This is a genomic window from Streptomyces sp. LARHCF249, from assembly GCF_052871255.1.
In genome coordinates this window covers 160,122-176,775 of record NZ_JBIXJQ010000013.1, presented here as the reverse complement: position 1 = coordinate 176,775, position 16,654 = coordinate 160,122, and the positions used below count along the sequence as shown (strand labels likewise).

Annotated in this window: 20 protein-coding genes and 1 riboswitch; of the genes, 9 read left to right on the top strand and 11 right to left on the bottom strand. The window is 72.9% G+C overall.

From position 1 onward, the window contains the following. Nucleotide 1 precedes the first annotated feature (1 nt). Nucleotides 2-799, bottom strand: coding sequence for an acetoacetate decarboxylase family protein (locus ACIPUC_RS31305; RefSeq protein ID WP_446593750.1), 798 nt, complete (start codon nucleotides 797-799; stop codon nucleotides 2-4). Between the two features lie 127 nt (nucleotides 800-926). Here ACIPUC_RS31305 and ACIPUC_RS31300 point away from each other — a divergent pair, with 127 nt between their 5' ends. The 5 genes from ACIPUC_RS31300 (at nucleotide 927) to ACIPUC_RS31280 (ending at nucleotide 4,709) form a co-directional block, all read left to right on the top strand. Next, nucleotides 927-1,553, top strand: a complete 627-nt coding sequence (locus ACIPUC_RS31300; protein WP_446593749.1) for a TetR/AcrR family transcriptional regulator — start codon at nucleotides 927-929, stop codon at nucleotides 1,551-1,553. 122 nt (nucleotides 1,554-1,675) lie between these two features. After that, entirely contained in the window at nucleotides 1,676-2,725 is a 1,050-nt protein-coding gene (locus tag ACIPUC_RS31295; RefSeq protein WP_446593797.1) for a DEDDh family exonuclease, read from the top strand. A gap of 86 nt (nucleotides 2,726-2,811) precedes the next feature. Continuing rightward, nucleotides 2,812-3,045, top strand: a complete 234-nt coding sequence (locus ACIPUC_RS31290) for a hypothetical protein (protein ID WP_215139859.1) — start codon at nucleotides 2,812-2,814, stop codon at nucleotides 3,043-3,045. A gap of 104 nt (nucleotides 3,046-3,149) precedes the next feature. After that, entirely contained in the window at nucleotides 3,150-3,944 is a 795-nt protein-coding gene (locus tag ACIPUC_RS31285) for an SURF1 family cytochrome oxidase biogenesis protein (protein WP_446593748.1), read from the top strand. Between the two features lie 9 nt (nucleotides 3,945-3,953). Further along, on the top strand, nucleotides 3,954-4,709 hold the full coding sequence (locus ACIPUC_RS31280) for an SDR family oxidoreductase (RefSeq protein ID WP_446593747.1): 756 nt from the start codon (nucleotides 3,954-3,956) through the stop codon (nucleotides 4,707-4,709). A 14-nt stretch (nucleotides 4,710-4,723) separates the two neighbouring features. Here the strand turns inward: ACIPUC_RS31280 and amaP are convergent, their stop codons facing one another. The 8 genes from amaP to ACIPUC_RS31240 all read right to left on the bottom strand — a co-directional run bounded on the left by amaP (nucleotide 4,724) and on the right by ACIPUC_RS31240 (nucleotide 10,196). Beyond that, the gene (gene amaP / locus ACIPUC_RS31275) at nucleotides 4,724-5,281 is read right to left on the bottom strand and encodes an alkaline shock response membrane anchor protein AmaP (RefSeq protein WP_446593746.1); all 558 of its coding nucleotides are present in this window, start codon (nucleotides 5,279-5,281) and stop codon (nucleotides 4,724-4,726) included. Nucleotides 5,282-5,285: 4 nt separating this feature from the next. Then, complete coding sequence (locus tag ACIPUC_RS31270) at nucleotides 5,286-5,957, bottom strand: DUF6286 domain-containing protein (protein ID WP_446593745.1); 672 nt, start codon at nucleotides 5,955-5,957, stop codon at nucleotides 5,286-5,288. After that, on the bottom strand, nucleotides 5,858-6,235 hold the full coding sequence (locus tag ACIPUC_RS31265) for a hypothetical protein (protein WP_446593744.1): 378 nt from the start codon (nucleotides 6,233-6,235) through the stop codon (nucleotides 5,858-5,860). Before ACIPUC_RS31265 ends, ACIPUC_RS31270 begins: the two co-directional genes overlap by 100 nt. A 7-nt stretch (nucleotides 6,236-6,242) precedes the next feature. Continuing rightward, on the bottom strand, nucleotides 6,243-6,428 hold the full coding sequence (locus ACIPUC_RS31260) for a hypothetical protein (RefSeq protein WP_030010792.1): 186 nt from the start codon (nucleotides 6,426-6,428) through the stop codon (nucleotides 6,243-6,245). A 17-nt stretch (nucleotides 6,429-6,445) separates the two neighbouring features. Then, nucleotides 6,446-6,880: an Asp23/Gls24 family envelope stress response protein gene (locus ACIPUC_RS31255; RefSeq protein WP_446593743.1), complete on the bottom strand. Its 435-nt coding sequence runs from the start codon at nucleotides 6,878-6,880 to the stop codon at nucleotides 6,446-6,448. A 223-nt stretch (nucleotides 6,881-7,103) separates the two neighbouring features. Then, nucleotides 7,104-7,883, bottom strand: a complete 780-nt coding sequence (locus ACIPUC_RS31250) for an enoyl-CoA hydratase/isomerase family protein (protein ID WP_446593742.1) — start codon at nucleotides 7,881-7,883, stop codon at nucleotides 7,104-7,106. A 157-nt stretch (nucleotides 7,884-8,040) separates the two neighbouring features. Next, nucleotides 8,041-8,262 (bottom strand): helix-turn-helix domain-containing protein, encoded by a 222-nt coding sequence (locus ACIPUC_RS31245; protein ID WP_030010789.1) that lies wholly within the window; start codon nucleotides 8,260-8,262, stop codon nucleotides 8,041-8,043. Nucleotides 8,263-8,597: 335 nt separating this feature from the next. After that, nucleotides 8,598-10,196, bottom strand: a complete 1,599-nt coding sequence (locus tag ACIPUC_RS31240; protein WP_446593741.1) for an ABC-F family ATP-binding cassette domain-containing protein — start codon at nucleotides 10,194-10,196, stop codon at nucleotides 8,598-8,600. 277 nt (nucleotides 10,197-10,473) lie between these two features. Here ACIPUC_RS31240 and ypfJ point away from each other — a divergent pair, with 277 nt between their 5' ends. Further along, the gene (gene ypfJ, locus ACIPUC_RS31235; protein ID WP_446593740.1) at nucleotides 10,474-11,364 is read left to right on the top strand and encodes a KPN_02809 family neutral zinc metallopeptidase; all 891 of its coding nucleotides are present in this window, start codon (nucleotides 10,474-10,476) and stop codon (nucleotides 11,362-11,364) included. Between the two features lie 60 nt (nucleotides 11,365-11,424). Beyond that, a complete protein-coding gene (locus tag ACIPUC_RS31230) occupies nucleotides 11,425-11,820 on the top strand; it encodes a VOC family protein (RefSeq protein ID WP_446593739.1) in 396 nt (131 codons plus the stop codon). Between the two features lie 58 nt (nucleotides 11,821-11,878). Here ACIPUC_RS31230 and ACIPUC_RS31225 read toward each other — a convergent pair whose 3' ends face one another. Both ACIPUC_RS31225 and ACIPUC_RS31220 read right to left on the bottom strand, forming a co-directional pair. Next, nucleotides 11,879-13,294 carry a hypothetical protein gene (locus tag ACIPUC_RS31225; RefSeq protein WP_446593738.1) on the bottom strand — a complete coding sequence of 472 codons (1,416 nt, stop codon included), beginning with the start codon at nucleotides 13,292-13,294 and terminating at the stop codon, nucleotides 11,879-11,881. Nucleotides 13,295-13,423: 129 nt separating this feature from the next. Next, nucleotides 13,424-14,554 carry an alpha/beta hydrolase family protein gene (locus ACIPUC_RS31220; RefSeq protein ID WP_446593737.1) on the bottom strand — a complete coding sequence of 377 codons (1,131 nt, stop codon included), beginning with the start codon at nucleotides 14,552-14,554 and terminating at the stop codon, nucleotides 13,424-13,426. Between the two features lie 311 nt (nucleotides 14,555-14,865). On the opposite strand from ACIPUC_RS31220, the gene ACIPUC_RS31215 reads away from it, so the two are divergent. Both ACIPUC_RS31215 and ACIPUC_RS31210 read left to right on the top strand, forming a co-directional pair. Next, entirely contained in the window at nucleotides 14,866-16,134 is a 1,269-nt protein-coding gene (locus tag ACIPUC_RS31215) for an anion permease (protein ID WP_446593736.1), read from the top strand. 28 nt (nucleotides 16,135-16,162) lie between these two features. Next, nucleotides 16,163-16,384 carry a hypothetical protein gene (locus ACIPUC_RS31210; RefSeq protein ID WP_362583772.1) on the top strand — a complete coding sequence of 74 codons (222 nt, stop codon included), beginning with the start codon at nucleotides 16,163-16,165 and terminating at the stop codon, nucleotides 16,382-16,384. A gap of 107 nt (nucleotides 16,385-16,491) precedes the next feature. Beyond that, nucleotides 16,492-16,642, top strand: a riboswitch (cobalamin riboswitch). Nucleotides 16,643-16,654: the final 12 nt, after the last annotated feature.

Here is a 16,654-nt window from a genome sequence, read left to right as displayed (position 1 = left end):
GTCACACGCTCCCCTCGGGCGGCCCGTCCAGGATCTGCGCCGGGTCGTCGTAGCGCTGGTGGATGTACGGGAGCAGGGCCTGGGCGCTGACCCGCTCGACGACCCTGCCCTTCTGGTCGGTGGTCTTCTCGCCGATGGTGATCTCCACGACCCGGCGGACGGGGAGGTCGGCGATCGGATCGAACATGGACTCGCGCAGGACCACGTCACCGGTGATGTGCTCCAGCTTGCGGACCTTCTCGTTGCGGGTGCAGTGGACGAGCACCGGGTCCGCGTCGAACCCCGCACCGTCCACGGCGGGCAGGAACTTGAAGTAGAAGTCGGTCTTCTGGGCGGGCTCGGGCAGCGGCAGGTCGCGGTCGACCGCGCCGCGCACCTCGACGAAGGCGATGCCGTGCCGGGCGAGGGAGGCCCGTACGACCAGGCCCTCGCGTTCGACGGTGACCTCGCCCAGCTTCTTCGGTTCGCCGAAGACCTCGCGGCCGCCGATCAGGGCGCGCTCGTGGGTCATCGGCATGACCAGCGGGTACCAGCCCTCGACCCCGCCGTGCCGGGCGGCGACGGCCACCGAGCCGGCGCCGAGGGGGTAGCCGGGGAGGTCGACCTTGCTGATGTTGGCCCGGACGAGCGGCCGGTCGGCCGGCTTGAGCGGCGGGGGCAGGACCGCCGCCACCACGTCCGGGTCGCTCTCCCAGGCGGCCACGACGCCGGTGGACCAGATGTCGGGGAGCTTGGAACTCTTCTCGCGCGACGCCGCGATCTCGGCCTCGGTGCGCGCTCCGTACCGTACGCGTGCCATGTCTCGCACCATCCCTCGTCTTGGGGGGGCAGTCGGTTCTGTAACACAGTTACACCGACGACGATGAAGGGTAAAGACCCCTGCACGCACGAGAACTGACGGATCGACAGATGGGTGGACCGAGTCCATGGCCAGAAGCGCCCTGACCCGTGACGAGGTGCTGGACGCCGCCGCGTCCCTGGTCAAGCAGCACGGCCCGGCTTCCCTCACCATGCGCAAACTGGCCGCGGAGCTGGGCACCGCGGTGACCTCCATCTACTGGCACGTGGGCAACCGCGAATCCCTGCTCGACGCCCTCGTGCGGCGCACCGTGGAGGAGATGGGCGCGATCCGGCCGGCCGGCCGCACCCCCGCCGACCGGATCCTGTCGGTGGCCCGGACCCTGCGCCGCGAACTGCGCGAGCGCCCGCACCTGATCGCGATGGTCCACGAACGCGGCCTCACCGAGCGGATGTTCCTGCCCGCGCAGCAGGCCCTGGTGCACGAGGTGCACGCCGCGGGACTGCGCGGCACGCGGGCCGCCGACGCGGTGCGCGCGATCCAGTTCCAGATCGTCGGCTTCCTCCTCGTCGAGCGCAACCGCGAGCGCGCGCCGGCCCAGTCCCCCGCCGAGAGCGAGCTCTGGGACCCGGCCGCCGCCCCCCACGATCCGGCACTCGCCCGCGCCCTGGCCCGACCGGCCGACCCGGAACGGCTGTTCCTGCTCTCCGTACGGTCCCTGGTCCGCGCCCTGCTCGCGCCGCCCGCGCGCTAGTGCCGTGCCTGGGGGTCCCCCCGGACGGAGTCTGGGGGAGCGCCGCGAGTCGGTGAGCCTTTCCCGGCCACAGCACCAGGAGCCCGGCGGGACCGCGCTGTCGGTCCGTGCCGATATCCTCTGTGACCATGCTCGACGACCGTACGACCGCAGAGACGACGTGGCCGACCGCGTACCCAGAGGGGTACGCGGTCGTCGACGTGGAGACCACCGGGCTCGCGCGCGACGACCGGATAGTCTCCGCCGCCGTCTACCGGCTCGACGCGCAGGGCAACGTGGAGGACCACTGGTACACCCTGGTCAACCCGCAGCGCGATCCCGGTCCCGTGTGGATCCACGGCCTCACCAGCGACATGCTCTCGGGCGCACCGCTCTTCAAGGACATCGCCGAGGAGTTCGCGGGCCGGCTCGCGGACCGGGTGCTGGTGGCGCACAACGCCATCTTCGACTGGCAGATGATCGCCCGGGAGTACGCGCGGGCCGCCGAGACCGCGCCGGTCCGTCAGCGGCTGTGCACCATCGCCCTGTCGAAGGAGCTGAACCTCCCGCTGCCCAACCACAAGCTGGAGTCGCTCGCCGCGCACTTCGGCGTGGTCCAGCAGCGCGCGCACCACGCGCTCGACGACGCCCGGGTACTGGCGGAGGCGTTCCGTCCGTCGCTGCACGCGGCCGCGCGGGACGGCGTACGGCTGCCCCTGCTGGAATGCCGGCCGCTGACGGAGTGGTCCGACTCCCCCGCCACCCCGCGGGTGGGCTACCAGGCCTCCTACCGGGGCAACGGCTGGCGGCCCTCGCGCAAGCGGCCGCCGTGCCCGCACCCGAACCCGGGGCGCTACGAGGACGGCAGGCCGCTGCGGCAGGGCATGCGGATCGCGTTCTCCGGCGACACCTCCGTGGACCGGGAGCTGCTGGAGGACCGCGCGGTCGAGGCGGGCCTGCACATCGCGACGAGTGTGTCGCGGCTCACCAGCCTGCTGGTGACGAACGACCCCGACTCGGCGACCTCGAAGACGGTCAAGGCGAAGTCCTTCGGCACGCCGGTCGTCGACGAGGCCGCCTTCACCCAGCTGCTGCGGGACGTGGCGGCGGCGCAGGACCCCGCCGCGGACGGCACCGCGGACGGCACCGCGGAGCGCGGAACGGACGGCACCGGGGACAGCGCCGCACACTGAGTCCGATTGCGCCGGGTGGGTGCAGGCGCGGCGACTCACCCCGGTGGATCTTGTTCCGGTCCGCCGCCGTGCGGAGCATGCGGCGCATGGCACGTTGTGAGGTCTGCGGAAACGATTACGGCATGTCGTTCGAGGTGCACGCGCAGGGCGCGGTGCACGTCTTCGACTGCTTCTCCTGCGCCATTCACCGCATGGCGCCCGTCTGCGAGCACTGCCGGGTCCAGATCATCGGACAGGGCGTCGAGGTCGAGGGCCAGTGGTTCTGCGGGGCGCACTGCGCCCGCGCTGAGGGGAAGGTGGGCATCGTCGACCGCGTCTGACTCCGACGGGCCCCCCCCCCCCCCCCCCCCCCCCCCCCCCCCCACCCCCCCGCCCCCCCCCCGCCCCCCCGGGGCCCGACCCCGCTGGGGGTACCGTCGAGGGCGTGTACCGCTTTGTGCTGACCCGGCAGTGGGTGTGCCTCACCCTCGTCGCCCTCGCCCTCATCCCCGCGATGATCAAGCTGGGGTTCTGGCAGTTCCACCGCCATGAGCACCGGGTCGCGCAGAACCAGCTCATCGAGGCGAACCTGCGGGCGAAGCCGGTTCCCATGACCGAGGTCACCTCCCCCGGCCACCGGGTCCCCCGCGCGGACTTCTGGCGGGCGGTCACCGCGACCGGCACGTACGACACCGCGCACGAGGTGGTCGTCCGGATGCGGACCGACAACGACGACAAGGTCGGCTTCCACGTCCTGACCCCGCTCGTCCTCGGCGACGGCCGGGTGGTGCTCGTCAACCGCGGCTGGGTTCCGGGCGGCGACGACCCCCGCGCGTACCCGCCGGTGCCGGCCGCCCCCTCGGGCGAAGTCGCGGTCACCGGCCGGCTGAAGGCCGACGAGACCAGCGGCGGCAGCGGCATCAAGGACCGCAAGGGCCTGCCGGACCGCCAGGTGATGCTGATCAACAGCGCGCAGCAGGCGGAGTACCTGGGCAGGCCCGTTCTCGGCGGCTACCTGGAGCTCACCGCTCCGGCCCCGGCCGACGGCAGCCCCCAGCCCGTCGCCGAGCCCGACCACGACTCGATCGGCGCGCACATGGCGTACGCGGTCCAGTGGTGGCTGTTCGCGTCCGCGGTCCCGGTGGGCTGGGTGGTCCTCGTACGGCGCGAGAAGCGCGAGCGGGAGGAACAGGCGGCCGGATCCGCATCCGGCGCCGAGCGGGAGCCCGCGACGGCGTAGCGTGTCGGCATGGATCTTGGACTGAAGGACCGTGTCTACATCGTCACCGGGGCCACGCGCGGCCTCGGTTTCGCCGCCGCCCGCGAACTGGCCGCCGACGGCGCGCAGGTCGTGGTGACGGGCCGGGACGCGCAGCGGGCGGCCGACGCCGCCGCCGAACTCGGCCCGGGCGCGGTCGGTGTGGCGGCCGACAACTCCGACCCCGCCGCCGCCGGACGGCTCGTCGCGACCGCGCGCGAGCACTTCGGACGCCTCGACGGCATCCTCATCAGCGTCGGCGGGCCGGCCCCCGGCTCCGCGCTGGACAACACCGACGAGCAGTGGGCGGCCGCCTTCGAGTCGGTCTTCCTGGGAGCGGTCCGCCTCGCGCGGGCGGCCGCCGCCGAGCTGGGCGAGGGCGGGGTCATCGGCTTCGTCCTGTCGGGCTCGGTCCACGAGCCGATCCCCGGCCTGACCATCTCCAACGGCCTGCGCCCCGGCCTGGCCGGCTTCGCGAAGTCCCTCTCGGTGGAACTCGGCCCGCGCGGCATCCGGGTCGTCGGCCTGCTCCCGGCCCGGATCGACACCGACCGGGTGCGCGAGCTCGACGCGCTGTCCGGAGACGCGGCGGCGGCCCGGGCCGGGCACGAGTCCCGCATCCCGCTGCGGCGTTACGGCGCCCCGGAGGAGTTCGGCCGTACGGCGGCGTTCCTGCTCTCCCCGGCGGCCTCGTACCTGACGGGCATCATGCTCCCGGTCGACGGCGGCTCCCGCCACGGCTTCTGACCGGAACGGAGGGCCTAGGCGACGCGCTGGGCCTTGTGGGACGCCACCTTCAGGCGGGCCTGCGCCGACAGTCCGGCGAGGCCCGCCGAGGTGCGGGCGTGGGTCAGGACCGGGCCCGCGAGGGCGGCCAGGACATCGGCCGGGACGGCGTGGGGCTCCAGTTCCAGCGCGATGCGCAGTGCGGGCGATCCCCGCCTGCCGCGCAGCGCGACCCGGCAGCGGGCGACCCCGTCCACGGCAGCGGCCTCCGCCGTCACCGCCTCCTCCAGGGCCCGCCCGCGCAGCAGGGCGAACGCGCCGTCCCCGGTGTCCACCTCCAGCGCCCGCAGCCGCGAGCGCCTCAGCTGGGCCAGCAGCCACCACAGCGACAGCAGCACGCACAGCCCGAGGCCGGCCATCACCGCCCACCACCACCAGCCCTCGGCATGCCAGTGCCTGCGCCGGGCCTCCTCGGTCAACAGCGGCGCGTGGCGGCCGCCCAGCGGCCAGGACGCCGCGAGCAGCGAGCCCCCGGCGGCCAGCAGGAGCAGGCCCGTCACGGCCAGCAGGATCCGGTTCACCACCCCGAGCATCCCGTCACCTCCTGACCCGGACATGCGGGTGCGGCGGGTGCGCGAGGCCGAGTTCCCCGATGCCGACGGCGAGGACCGCGTCCAGGTCGGCCCGTACGTCGTCCAGTTCGCGGAAGTGCGAGGTGGCCCGGACCCGGATGTGGGAGCGGCCCACCTTGACCCGGACCGACCGCACCCCCGACACCTCCATGGCCCGGTCCCTCAGGATCTGCGCGGCGTCCTTGCGCCCGAGGCCGGCCCGCAGCCCGGCGGCCGTATCCGCTTCCCGGTCCGGGCCCGGGTCCGGGGTCCGCATCGGCAGGATCCCGCGGAGCCCGGGGGCGAAGGCCAGCAGCAGGAGCACCGCGCCGGCGACGGCGAGGGCACCGCCGCCCAGCAGGACGCCCAGGTCCGCCGGGGTGTGCCGGTCCAGCTGCCGGGCGAGCTCGCGGCGCCAGGTCATGCCGGGCCGGTGGGCCCGTACGGCGGCCAGGTCGTACAGGAACAGCCCCGCCACCCCCAGCACGGCGAGCGCGGTGAGTGCGGCCGGCACGCGGCGGGAAGAGCGGAACCGGTGGGCGCGGGGGGTGGTGTCCGTCACCGCAGCCGCCGGTCCCGCCCGGCGGCGGGCCGGGCGTGGCTGGAGTGCAGGTGCTCGATGTCGATGTCCACCTCGGGTACGGACATCTCGGCGCACTCCTCGATCCGGAGGGCGACCTGACGCCGTACGGCCGCGCACTGGGCGGCGAGGTCGGAGGGGTAGTCCAGCTCGAGGCTGACCCGTACCCGGGCGATGTCGTGGTGCACGGTGACGGTGGCGTGCGGAGCCGCCGCCCGGTCCGGCGGGGCGGCGAGCGCCTCCCGGGCGGCCTGGGCGGCGATCTTGGCGATGACCCGGTCGGCGATACGGGTGGCCCCCCGGTCGGCGGGAGCCACCCGGGGCGCGGCGGCACGGGGCGGGGTGGTGCTGCTCATCGGCGCCTCACCCGCGCCGGTCGTCGCGGCGCCGGAACAGGTCCCCGGGCTCCAGGTCCCCGTCGAGGAACCGGCCGGCGACGAAGCCGATGGCGCCGAGCGCCGCCACCAGCAGGAAGGCTCCGAAGCCGCCGAAGTACCCGGCGAACGCCAGGGCCATGCCGGCGAACAGGCCGGCGATCGCCATGCTCATTGCGTGGCTCCTCTCGGCTACTGGAGCCGGGGCTCCGGCTCCTCGTCGGGCTCGTCGGGCAGCTTGACGTCGCTGACCGCGATGTTGACCTCGACGACCTCCAGGCCGGTCATCCGCTCGACCGCCGAGATGACGTTCTCACGGACGGCCCGGGCCACGTCCCTGATCGACACGCCGTAGTCGACGACGATCTCCAGGTCGAGGGCGGTCTGGACCTCGCCGACCTCCGCCTTGACTCCCCGGCTGACGGAGGCCTTCCCGCTGCCGCCGGGGACGCGGTCGCGGACCGCGCCGAAGGTGCGGGAGAGCCCGCTGCCGCTGCCCATGGCGTGCACGCCGACCACCTCGCGCGCGGCGAGCCCGGCGATCTTCTCGACCACTCCGTCCGCGATGGTGGTGCGGCCCCGGTCGGCGGGCGCCTTGCCGGGGCTGCCCGATGCGGATTCGGTCATCGCATGTCCCTTCGCGCGTGCGGACTCACTCCGACACCACGGTAAGCGCGCGACGCCGCCTGCGCCCTGGGACTGGCCCGACGGGGCTGAAAGAACGGGGCTCCGCCCCGGACCCCGCGCCTCAAACGCCGGCGGGGCTGGTTTTTGGCTGAGCTGCGGCACTACATGAGCCGCGCCGGGCAGGCGGCATCAGCCACGTCCAGCCCCGCCAAGGCGCCGCGGGTCAGTCCGAGAGGCCCGCCAGGTCGCGCAGGCGGCGGGCCTGGGCGGCGCGCTCGGCGGCGCGCTGCTCGTCGTACGGGCGCGACTGCGCACCCCGCAGCAGCGCCTTGGTCTCGATCACCGCGTCGCGCGGCGGCGCCAACAGGGCCGTGGCGAGGTCCTGGACGGCCGCGTCCAGCTCGTCCGCCGGGACCACTAGGTTGGCCAGGCCCACCCGCTCCGCCTCCTCGGCATGCACGAAGCGGCCCGTGGCGCAGATCTCCAGCGCGCGGGCATAGCCGACCAGCGAGGTCAGCGGCTGGGTGCCGGTCAGGTCGGGCACCAGGCCCAGGCTGGTCTCGCGCATGGCGAACTGCACGTCGTCGGCGACGACGCGCAGGTCGCACGCGAGCGCGAGCTGGAAGCCGGCGCCGATCGCGTGCCCCTGCACCGCAGCGACGGAGATGATGTCGTTACGCCGCCACCAGGTGAACGCCTCCTGGTACTCGGCGATCGTGGAGTCGAGCAGTTCGTCCGAACCGCGTGCCAGGTCGAGGAAGGACGGCTCGCCCTCGAAACCCTCGGGGGTGAACGCCTGCCGGTCGAGCCCGGCGGAGAAGGACTTGCCCTCGCCGCGCAGCACGACGACCCGGACGGTGCCCGGCAACGACCTTCCGGCCTCCGCCAAAGCCCGCCAGAGCGCGGGGGATTGAGCGTTTCGCTTGGCCGGATTGGTCAGTGTCACCGTGGCGAGCGTGTCGTCGACGGTGAGTCGTACGCCGTCCTTGTCGAGCAGAGTCATCTGATGCCTCCGGTGTGCAGTCGGCCGCAAAGCCAGCCTAAGTGACTGCACAGTAACCACCCAGTCGACCTGGCGGTCGACCGGGGGTCACCGGAGGAATCGTCGGACCATGTGGAGCCTGTGGAACGTTCGAGCGTTGGAACCGATGGGACCAGGGTCAGGCCGTAGCCGCCTTCTTGCCCCGCGTCGCGCCACCGCGACCGCGCAGCGAAACCCCGGACTCACTGAGCATCCGGTGGACGAATCCGTAGGACCGGCCGGTCTCCTCGGCCAGCGCCCGGATACTCGCCCCGGAGTCGTACTTCTTCTTCAGGTCTGCCGCGAGCTTGTCGCGCGCGGCGCCGGTTACCCGGCTGCCCTTCTTCAGAGTCTCGGCCACCCGTGCCTCCTCATGGGAAGTGCGCTCTGGACTTCTCATGATCACCCCTCCCACGCTTCCTGGCCACCCATTCCGCAAGGTCGGTACGGCCGCATTTCTCGAGGGGTGGACACCCGAGCAGAACGGAATCTTCTCTTCCGCCACATGACCTCCGTCACACCCTGTCGCCCTCATCGGGAATCACCAGGTCAGGGGCGGGACGCGAGCAGACGAACGGCCCCGGTCGCGCACTCTTGCGAGCGCGGCCGGGGCCGTCGTACGACGCGCAACGGTACGAGACCGTCTCACTCAGATGATGGATCACCCCTGAGCCGAATGATCCATAAGGAATTGGATCAGGCGAGAGAGACCAGATCCCGGTAGTCCGGGCCCCACAGGTCCTCGACGCCGTCCGGGAGCAGGATGATCCGCTCCGGCTCCAGCGCCTCGACCGCGCCCTCGTCGTGCGTGACCAGGATGACCGCGCCCTTGTACGTGCGCAGGGCGCCCAGGATCTCCTCGCGGCTGGCCGGGTCGAGGTTGTTCGTGGGCTCGTCGAGCAGCAGCACGTTCGCCGAGGAGACGACCAGCGTGGCCAGGGCCAGACGGGTCTTCTCGCCGCCGGAGAGCACGCCGGCGGGCTTGTCCACGTCGTCCCCGGAGAAGAGGAAGGAGCCGAGCGTCTTGCGTACGGCGACCAGGTCCAGGTCGGGCGCGGAGGAGCGCATGTTCTCCAGGACCGTGCGCTCCGGGTCCAGGGTCTCGTGCTCCTGGGCGTAGTAGCCGAGCTTGAGGCCGTGGCCGGGGGTGACGACGCCCGTGTCGGGCTTCTCGGTGCCCGACAGCAGGCGCAGCAGGGTGGTCTTGCCGGCGCCGTTGAGGCCGAGGATGACGACGCGGGAGCCCTTGTCGATGGCCAGGTCGACGTCGGTGAAGATCTCCAGCGAGCCGTAGGACTTCGACAGGCCCTCGGCGGTCAGCGGGGTCTTGCCGCAGGGCGCCGGGTCCGGGAAGCGCAGCTTGGCGACCTTGTCGGAGACGCGGACGGCCTCCAGGCCGGACAGCAGCCGCTCGGCGCGCTTGGCCATGTTCTGCGCGGCGACGGTCTTGGTGGCCTTGGCGCGCATCTTGTCGGCCTGCGAGTTCAGGGCCGCGGCCTTCTTCTCGGCGTTCTGGCGCTCGCGCTTGCGGCGCTTCTCGTCGGCCTCGCGCTGCTGCTGGTAGAGCTTCCAGCCCATGTTGTAGACGTCGATCTGGGAGCGGTTGGCGTCCAGGTAGAAGACCTTGTTGACGACGGTCTCGACCAGGTCGACGTCGTGGGAGATCACGACGAAGCCGCCCCGGTAGTTCTTCAGGTAGTCGCGCAGCCAGACGATCGAGTCGGCGTCGAGGTGGTTCGTCGGCTCGTCGAGGAGCAGGGTGTCGGCGTCCGAGAAGAGGATCCGGGCGAGCTCGACGCGGCGCCGCTGACCGCCGGAGAGGGTGTGCAGCGGCTGGCCCAGGACCCGGTCCGGGAGGCTGAGGGCGGCCGAGATGGTCGCGGCCTCGGACTCGGCGGCGTACCCGCCCTTGGTGAGGAACTCGGTCTCCTGGCGCTCGTACTGCTTGAGCGCCTTCTCGCGGGTGGCCCCGGCGCCGGTGGCGATGCGCTCCTCGTTCATCCGCATCTTCTTGATCAGGACGTCGAGACCGCGGGCGGACAGGATCCGGTCGCGGGCCAGGACGTCGAGGTCGCCGGTGCGCGGGTCCTGCGGGAGGTAGCCGACCTCGCCCGAGCGGGCGATGGAGCCGGCGGCGGGCTGGCCCTCGCCCGCGAGGCACTTGGTGAGGGTGGTCTTGCCCGCTCCGTTGCGGCCGACCAGGCCGATGCGGTCGCCCTTGGCGATGCGGAAGGAAGCGGACTCGAGGAGGATGCGGGCGCCGGCGCGCAGCTCGATACCGGTGGCGGTGATCACGGAAATGCTCCAGGGCGGTCGGGACGGCGGAAGGGGGGCAGGACGCGAAGCTTCGACGCCGCTAATCCGCGAGGAGATTTGCCATGAGAGACATTCTACCGGGGGTGTGCAACTGGTTTCGGGGCCGGCGGGCGCCCCGGGCGCCCACCTCCGTGTCCCCCGTTCGGCTCATCGGCCGCACCGCGGGCCGGGGCGCGCATCCGGATGAACGGGCTGATACTCGCCGCAGGGGCGGCCACGCGGTCCCGCTGGTCCCACACGTGGAGGGCGGTGCGGCATGCAGTTCGACGACGACGCCGATCTGGACACTTCCGAAGTCCAGGACGTGCGCGGCAGCCGCGTCCCGGGCGGGAGGGCCACGATCGGCGGCGGCATCGTCGGACTGATCGCGCTGGTCATGGGCCTGCTGTTCGGTGTGGGGCCCGAGCAGCTGGGGCTGTCCTCCGGGGACCCGGAGCCGGCGCCCGCCGCGTCCTCCGTCAGCCAGGTCGAGCAGACCTGCAGGAAGGGGCGGGACGCGAACGCCCGGGAGGACTGCCGGCTGGTCGCCGTGGTCAACAGCACACAGGACTTCTGGAGGCAGGAGTTCACCAGGCGCGGCGGTACGTACAGCCCGGCGACCACGTTCTTCTTCAAGGACCGGGTGAACACCGCCTGTGGTGCGGCCACCTCGGCGGTCGGGCCCTTCTACTGCCCCGCCGACCGGCGGGTCTACCTGGACCTGGCGTTCTACGACGAACTGCGCACGAAGTTCGGCGCGAGCGGCGGCCCCTTCGCCCAGGCGTACGTCATCGCCCACGAGTACGGGCACCACATCCAGAACCTGACCGGGACGCTCCAGCGGGCCCAGGACGGGCAGCAGGGCGCGGCCAGCAACGCCGTCAAGGTCGAGCTCCAGGCGGACTGCTACGCCGGGGTGTGGGCGCACAACGCGACGAGGACCCCGGACGAGTCCACCGGCCGGCCACTGATCACCTCGCTCACCGACGCGGACATCAGGGACGGGCTGGACGCGGCGGCCGCGGTCGGCGACGACCGGATCCAGGAGAAGATCCAGGGCCGGGTCACCCCGGAGTCGTGGACGCACGGGTCGGCCGAGCAGCGCCAGCAGTGGTTCTACCAGGGCTACCGCACGGGCGACATGGCCCAGTGCAACACCTTCCGCTGACTGTCGGCGGCGCCTGCCATGCTGTGACGTGGGTCACCGTCACGAGAGGGAGTGATCGTCATGGCAGGCGTTCCGTCCATCTGCCCCACGCTGGTCTACCGCGACGCCAAGGCAGCCATCAAGCTGCTGACCGAGGCCTTCGGCTTCAGCCAGGTCGCGGTGTACGAGGGTGAGAACGGCTCGGTGGTGCACGCGGAGCTGGCCTACGGCAACGGCGTGGTGATGCTGGGCAGCAAGGGCACCGGCGGGGTCTTCGACCAGGCCATGGGCGATGCCGGGCCCTCGGGGGTCTATGTCGTGGTCGAGGACGTCGACGCCCACCACCGGCGGGCCGTGGAGCACGGTGCGGAAGTCCTGATGGAGCCCACCGACCAGAACTACGGCTCCCGTGACTACATGGCCCGGGACGGCGAGGGCAACATCTGGAGCTTCGGGACGTACGCGCCGCAGGTCTGAGACCCGCGGCGGGTACGCCCCCGCCTTCGCCGCCGTCCTCGTCCCCGCTCCTACGGGGCTACGCGCCGCCGGTGTGGACCTGGAAGGCGGCCCGGCGGACCGCCTTGGCCAGGGCCGGGTCGGGGTGGGCGGCCGCCAGTGCGACCAGGACCTGCACGGTGCGCGGGTGGCCGACCGCGCGGACCTCGTCCAGCAGCCTCGGCACGGTGGTCCGGACGGCGGAGTCGAGGTGGCGGGCCAGCAGGTCCGCTTCGCCGTGGTCCGCGATGGCGGCCGCGGTGTCCACCCAGAGCCAGGTCGACTCCTCGCGGGTGAGGACGTCCTGCGCCTCGTCGGGGTCGACCCCGTCGTGCTCGGCGAGCCAGAGCAGGGCGTAGGGGCGCAGGGCGGGCTCCCGTACGGCGGCGCGCACCTCGGGTTCGGCGGGGGCGCCGACCACGCGCAGCGCCTCGAAGGCGAGGCCGCGCAGCAGGGCGTCCTCGCCGCGGGCGGCGTTCAGGAGCTCGCCGACGGCGTGCCGGACGGGCCGGGCGGCGAGCCAGGCGCGGTACTCGGCCCGGGCCGGGCCGGGGGTGAGCCGGGCGCAGCCGTGCAGCATGGCGGCGGCGGACTGCTCGATGTTCCCCGCGGGGCTCTGCGCGGCCACGCAGATCTGTTCCAGCTTGACCCAGACCGCCCAACTGCCCAGCGGGGTGAGGGCGGCGCGTGCGGGGCCGAGGGTGACCGCGTCCACGGCGGCGAGTCCGCCGAGCGCCCAGCGCAGCAGCCGGGCGAGCGGAACGGGCCGGTTCTCGGCGGAGCCGGCGGCCCCGGCCGCGGGCTCCGCGTCGTAGGGGACCTCGCACCGCTCGTCGCGCAGTTCGGTGACGCGCTGCCCGAGCAGGTCGAGGAGGTCGGGGACGGTCACCGGCCCGGCGGACAGCTGGAGCAGGGACAGGAGCTGGGGCATCGCCTCGACGACCTCGGCGACGGCCGCGGGGGCGATGTCGGCGGGGGCGGGGTGCACGAGGGACCAGGCGTCGAAGAGGGCGACCCAGCCGCGCAGTACGGCGGTGTCGTCCCGGTCCCAGGCGCGCAGGCGCCAGCCGGGCCGGGCATGGCCCCCGTGCACCTCGACGAGACCGGCGAGCCGGGCGCGGTCCCAGCCGACTCTGATCTGGCCGTGCGTCAGGTTCAGCTCTCCGGCGGCGCGTTCGACGTCCTCGGCGCGCAGGGCGCCCGTGAGGGCGGGCCGGCCGCTGTCGCCGGCACCGAGGTTGAGTTCGGCCCAGCGGGTCAGGCGTACGGCGTCTGCGAGCGAGGCCCGGGCGCGGTTCGCGAGGTCGGCCGTGGCGGGTGTACCCGCCGGGGGCCTCGGAGCGGGCCGGGTACGTCGGTCCGTCACCGCCTTGCGGGCCGCGGCGACGGAACGCGGAGAGACGAGTCGGAGTCTGGAGTCGCGAGCCAACTGCTCATCAGGCTTTCGGGACGTCACGGAAGCAGTCTCGCCCGTCACTGGCCGAAAGCCCAAACGGAACCAGCCGTTTCCGAGGAGGGCCCGAGGTGCAGACCGGGGCAACTCACCCGCAGGACTCCCGCCGCCACATCCCCTTCACACAAACGGTCACATCAGGGAGGTCAGAAAGCGGCGCAGGGCCTCCTCGTACCTGGCCGGATCGGCGTTCCACATCGCGCCGTGGCCCGCCTGGCGCACGGTGTGCAGGCTGACGAGGTCGGGGCGGGCCGCCGCGAGCCGCCGCGAGGGCTCCCAGGGGGCGAGGGTGTCGTCCGGGCCGTGGAAGATCAGTACGGGGACGCGCAGCGCGCCCGGGTCCGCCAGGGGCGGCCGGTGGTCGGCGCGCAGTCCCGCGCGGCCCTCGGCGGCCCGGACCGCGAGCGGGAGCACGGGGGCCGGGGTGCGGCGCGCCGCCGCGAGCGCGCGCAGGGTCGCGTGCCAGTCGAGTACGGGAGAGTCCAGCACCAGCCCGGAGATCCGGCCGGCCAGCGCCGAGCGCTCGGCGGCGCGCAGGGCCATGGCGGCGCCGGTGGACCAGCCGTGCAGGATGACGCGGCGGGCGCCGTAGCGCAGGGCGTAGCGGATGGCGGCGTCCAGGTCGCGCCACTCCGACTCGCCGAGGTGGCCGAGGCCGTCCGGGGAGGCGGGGGCGCCGAGGTCGCCGCGGTAGGCCAGGTCCAGGACGGGCAGCCGGTGCCGGTGCAGGAAGGGCATGACCACCATCGGGTGCTCCCGGCTGGTGCCGAGCCCGTGCACGGTGATGACCCAGGTGTCGCGGGCCGCGGGCACGAACCAGGCGGGCAGGGCGCCGAGCTCCCCGGGGACGTCCACGTCGGCGTGGTCGAGCCCGAGGGCGGTACGCGGGTTCCCGAGGTGGACCTGGGGGGTCAGGGTGACCCGGATGCCGGGGTCGAGGCTGCCGTGGGTGACGGCGAGCAGGCGGCGTACGACGGCGTCGGGGTCGTGCTCGGCGTCGGGGAGCACGGGCCCGACCACGGCGTGCACCCCGGGGGCGTCGAGTCCGTACGTACCGGGGCGCAGGGAGCCGAGCGAGCGGGTGAGCACGACCCGGCCGGCGGCGGTGGAGTGGACGCTCAGGCGAGGGCTGCCGGGCAGCGGGCGCCCGGGCTCGGGCCGCAGGGCCGCGTCGGCGGCGTACCGGCCGGCCGCGACCGCGGCCACGCCGGCGCCCAGGAGGGTCGTGGTGACGGCCGCTGCCGTCGCTGTCGCGGTACGCACCGCTCCAGTGTCGGGGCGCGGGCTTCGGCGGGCCACCGGAGGGAATCGTTCCGGCGGGCGCCGAAACCGAGGTGATCTAGCTCTCTTTCGCTGTCGCGGACGAGTGGGCCGACAGGCCGGAGGTCTCCCGCGGAGGGGTGCGTTCACCCCGCTTTGACGTGCATTTATCGAGATACCTACGCCAGAATCGGGACGAATGGCCCGATCACTCCCCTCACGGAGACACCATTAGGCCCGCGGTAGTTCACCTTCCGTTCATCCAGGTTGCCTACGGTCGCCGAGCCACTGACGTCAAACAGAAGCCTGGGTAAATGGAGCACATAACGCTTCTCCTCGGGATCGTGATCATCACCGCTCTCGTGTTCGACTTCACGAACGGTTTCCACGACACAGCCAACGCGATGGCTACCACCATCTCGACCGGCGCCCTCAAGCCCAAGACGGCGGTGGCCATGTCCGCCGTGCTCAACCTCGTCGGAGCTTTCCTGTCCGTGGAGGTCGCCAAGACGATCTCCAAGGGCCTGGTCAACGAGGAAGGCATCCAGCCAGAGGTGATCTTCGCCGCCCTGGTCGGCGCGATCCTCTGGAACCTCCTCACCTGGCTGGTCGGCCTCCCCTCCAGCTCTTCGCACGCCCTGATGGGCGGCCTGATCGGTGCCGCGGTCGCCTCGGCCGGCCTCGGCGCGGTCAACGGCGACACGCTCGTCACCAAGGTGCTGATCCCGGCGATCGCGGCCCCGCTCGTCGCCGGTTTGGCGGCGATGCTGGCCACGAAGGTCACGTACAAGTTCGGCAACAAGGTCGGCGAGAAGACCTCGGCCAAGGGCTACCGCGCCGGTCAGATCGCCTCGGCCGGACTCGTCTCCCTCGCGCACGGCACCAACGACGCGCAGAAGACGATGGGCATCATCACCCTGGCGCTCATCGCGGGCGGCGCGATCGCGCCCGACGCGAACCCGCCGGTGTGGGTCATCCTCTCCGCCGGTCTCGCGATCGCGCTCGGCACCTACCTGGGCGGCTGGCGCATCATCCGCACCATGGGCAAGGGCCTGACCGACCTGCAGCCGCAGCAGGGCTTCGCCGCCCAGACCTCGGCCGCCACGGTCATCCTGGCCTCCTCGAACCTCGGCTTCTCGCTCTCCACCACCCACTCGTGCTCCGGCGCGGTCATGGGTGCGGGCCTGGGCCGCAAGGGCGGTGTGGTCCGCTGGTCCACCGCGACCCGCATGTTCATCGCCTGGGGCCTGACCCTGCCGGCCGCCGCCCTCGTCTCGGCGGGCGCCGAGCTGGTCATGCGCACCGGTGACGTCGGCATCGCCGCCGTCACGGTCTTCCTGGTCGGCTCCTGCCTCGCCATCTGGTTCATCTCGCGCCGCCAGGTCATCGACCACACCAACGTCAACGACGTGCCGGCGGCCGGCACCGAGGAGCCGGGTGTCGTCACCACGGCGATCGCGGCCGTCACCGTCCCGCCGACCGTCGCCGCGGCCGGTACGACCGCCGCCGTGACCGACGAGGACCTCAAGGCCACCATCCCGGCCTCGACCGCGACGCCTGCGGCTCCGGCCGCGGCGGTCTGACCCCGAGAACGACAGAGGAATCAGCGGTATGAAGATCGACTGGGAAGCACTCGGCTCCGTGTTCGGAGTCAGCCTCTCCGCCACCGTCGCCCTCGTGGCCCTGTTCACCCTCGGCCTGGTGGGCCTGTCCAAGCACGAGGCCGCCACCGAGCAGGGCGGCGCGGCCACCCTGGCCCGCAGCGGCGCGTACGCCTGCTTCGCGCTCTGCGCGGCGGCCGTGGCGTACGGGATCTACCTGATCGTCGTCTGAGACGTCACGCGTGAAGGCTCCCCCCGGGTTTCTCCCGGGGGGAGCTTTCGCGTACCCCGCCGCCTCCCGGCCGCCGCACCGCCGCAGGTCAACGGCGAGTTGACGGGCATTCGCGGTGCGTGGTGGACTGCCCGAGCCAACACGGCGGCATGGAGAGGAAGTCCGGTGCGAATCCGGCGCGGTCCCGCCACTGTCACCGGGGCACTCGGCCGAGTGCGACCCGGGAGCCAGGAACTCTCGCCACCGGACACGTCGAACCAGGGCGCGGAC

What these genes read in the sequence shown, in the direction of transcription:
- ACIPUC_RS31210 (WP_362583772.1), top strand. Translation starts at nt 16,163, where the DNA reads ATGAAGATCGACTGGGAAGCACTCGGCTCCGTGTTCGGAGTCAGCCTC.
- amaP (WP_446593746.1), bottom strand. Translation starts at nt 5,281, where the DNA reads ATGCTCGGGGTGGTGAACCGGATCCTGCTGGCCGTGACGGGCCTGCTC.
- ACIPUC_RS31215 (WP_446593736.1), top strand. Translation starts at nt 14,866, where the DNA reads ATGGAGCACATAACGCTTCTCCTCGGGATCGTGATCATCACCGCTCTC.
- ACIPUC_RS31280 (WP_446593747.1), top strand. Translation starts at nt 3,954, where the DNA reads ATGGATCTTGGACTGAAGGACCGTGTCTACATCGTCACCGGGGCCACG.
- ACIPUC_RS31300 (WP_446593749.1), top strand. Translation starts at nt 927, where the DNA reads ATGGCCAGAAGCGCCCTGACCCGTGACGAGGTGCTGGACGCCGCCGCG.
- ACIPUC_RS31260 (WP_030010792.1), bottom strand. Translation starts at nt 6,428, where the DNA reads ATGAGCATGGCGATCGCCGGCCTGTTCGCCGGCATGGCCCTGGCGTTC.
- ACIPUC_RS31250 (WP_446593742.1), bottom strand. Translation starts at nt 7,883, where the DNA reads ATGACTCTGCTCGACAAGGACGGCGTACGACTCACCGTCGACGACACG.
- ACIPUC_RS31255 (WP_446593743.1), bottom strand. Translation starts at nt 6,880, where the DNA reads ATGACCGAATCCGCATCGGGCAGCCCCGGCAAGGCGCCCGCCGACCGG.
- ypfJ (WP_446593740.1), top strand. Translation starts at nt 10,474, where the DNA reads ATGCAGTTCGACGACGACGCCGATCTGGACACTTCCGAAGTCCAGGAC.
- ACIPUC_RS31305 (WP_446593750.1), bottom strand. Translation starts at nt 799, where the DNA reads ATGGCACGCGTACGGTACGGAGCGCGCACCGAGGCCGAGATCGCGGCG.
- ACIPUC_RS31265 (WP_446593744.1), bottom strand. Translation starts at nt 6,235, where the DNA reads ATGAGCAGCACCACCCCGCCCCGTGCCGCCGCGCCCCGGGTGGCTCCC.
- ACIPUC_RS31230 (WP_446593739.1), top strand. Translation starts at nt 11,425, where the DNA reads ATGGCAGGCGTTCCGTCCATCTGCCCCACGCTGGTCTACCGCGACGCC.
- ACIPUC_RS31290 (WP_215139859.1), top strand. Translation starts at nt 2,812, where the DNA reads ATGGCACGTTGTGAGGTCTGCGGAAACGATTACGGCATGTCGTTCGAG.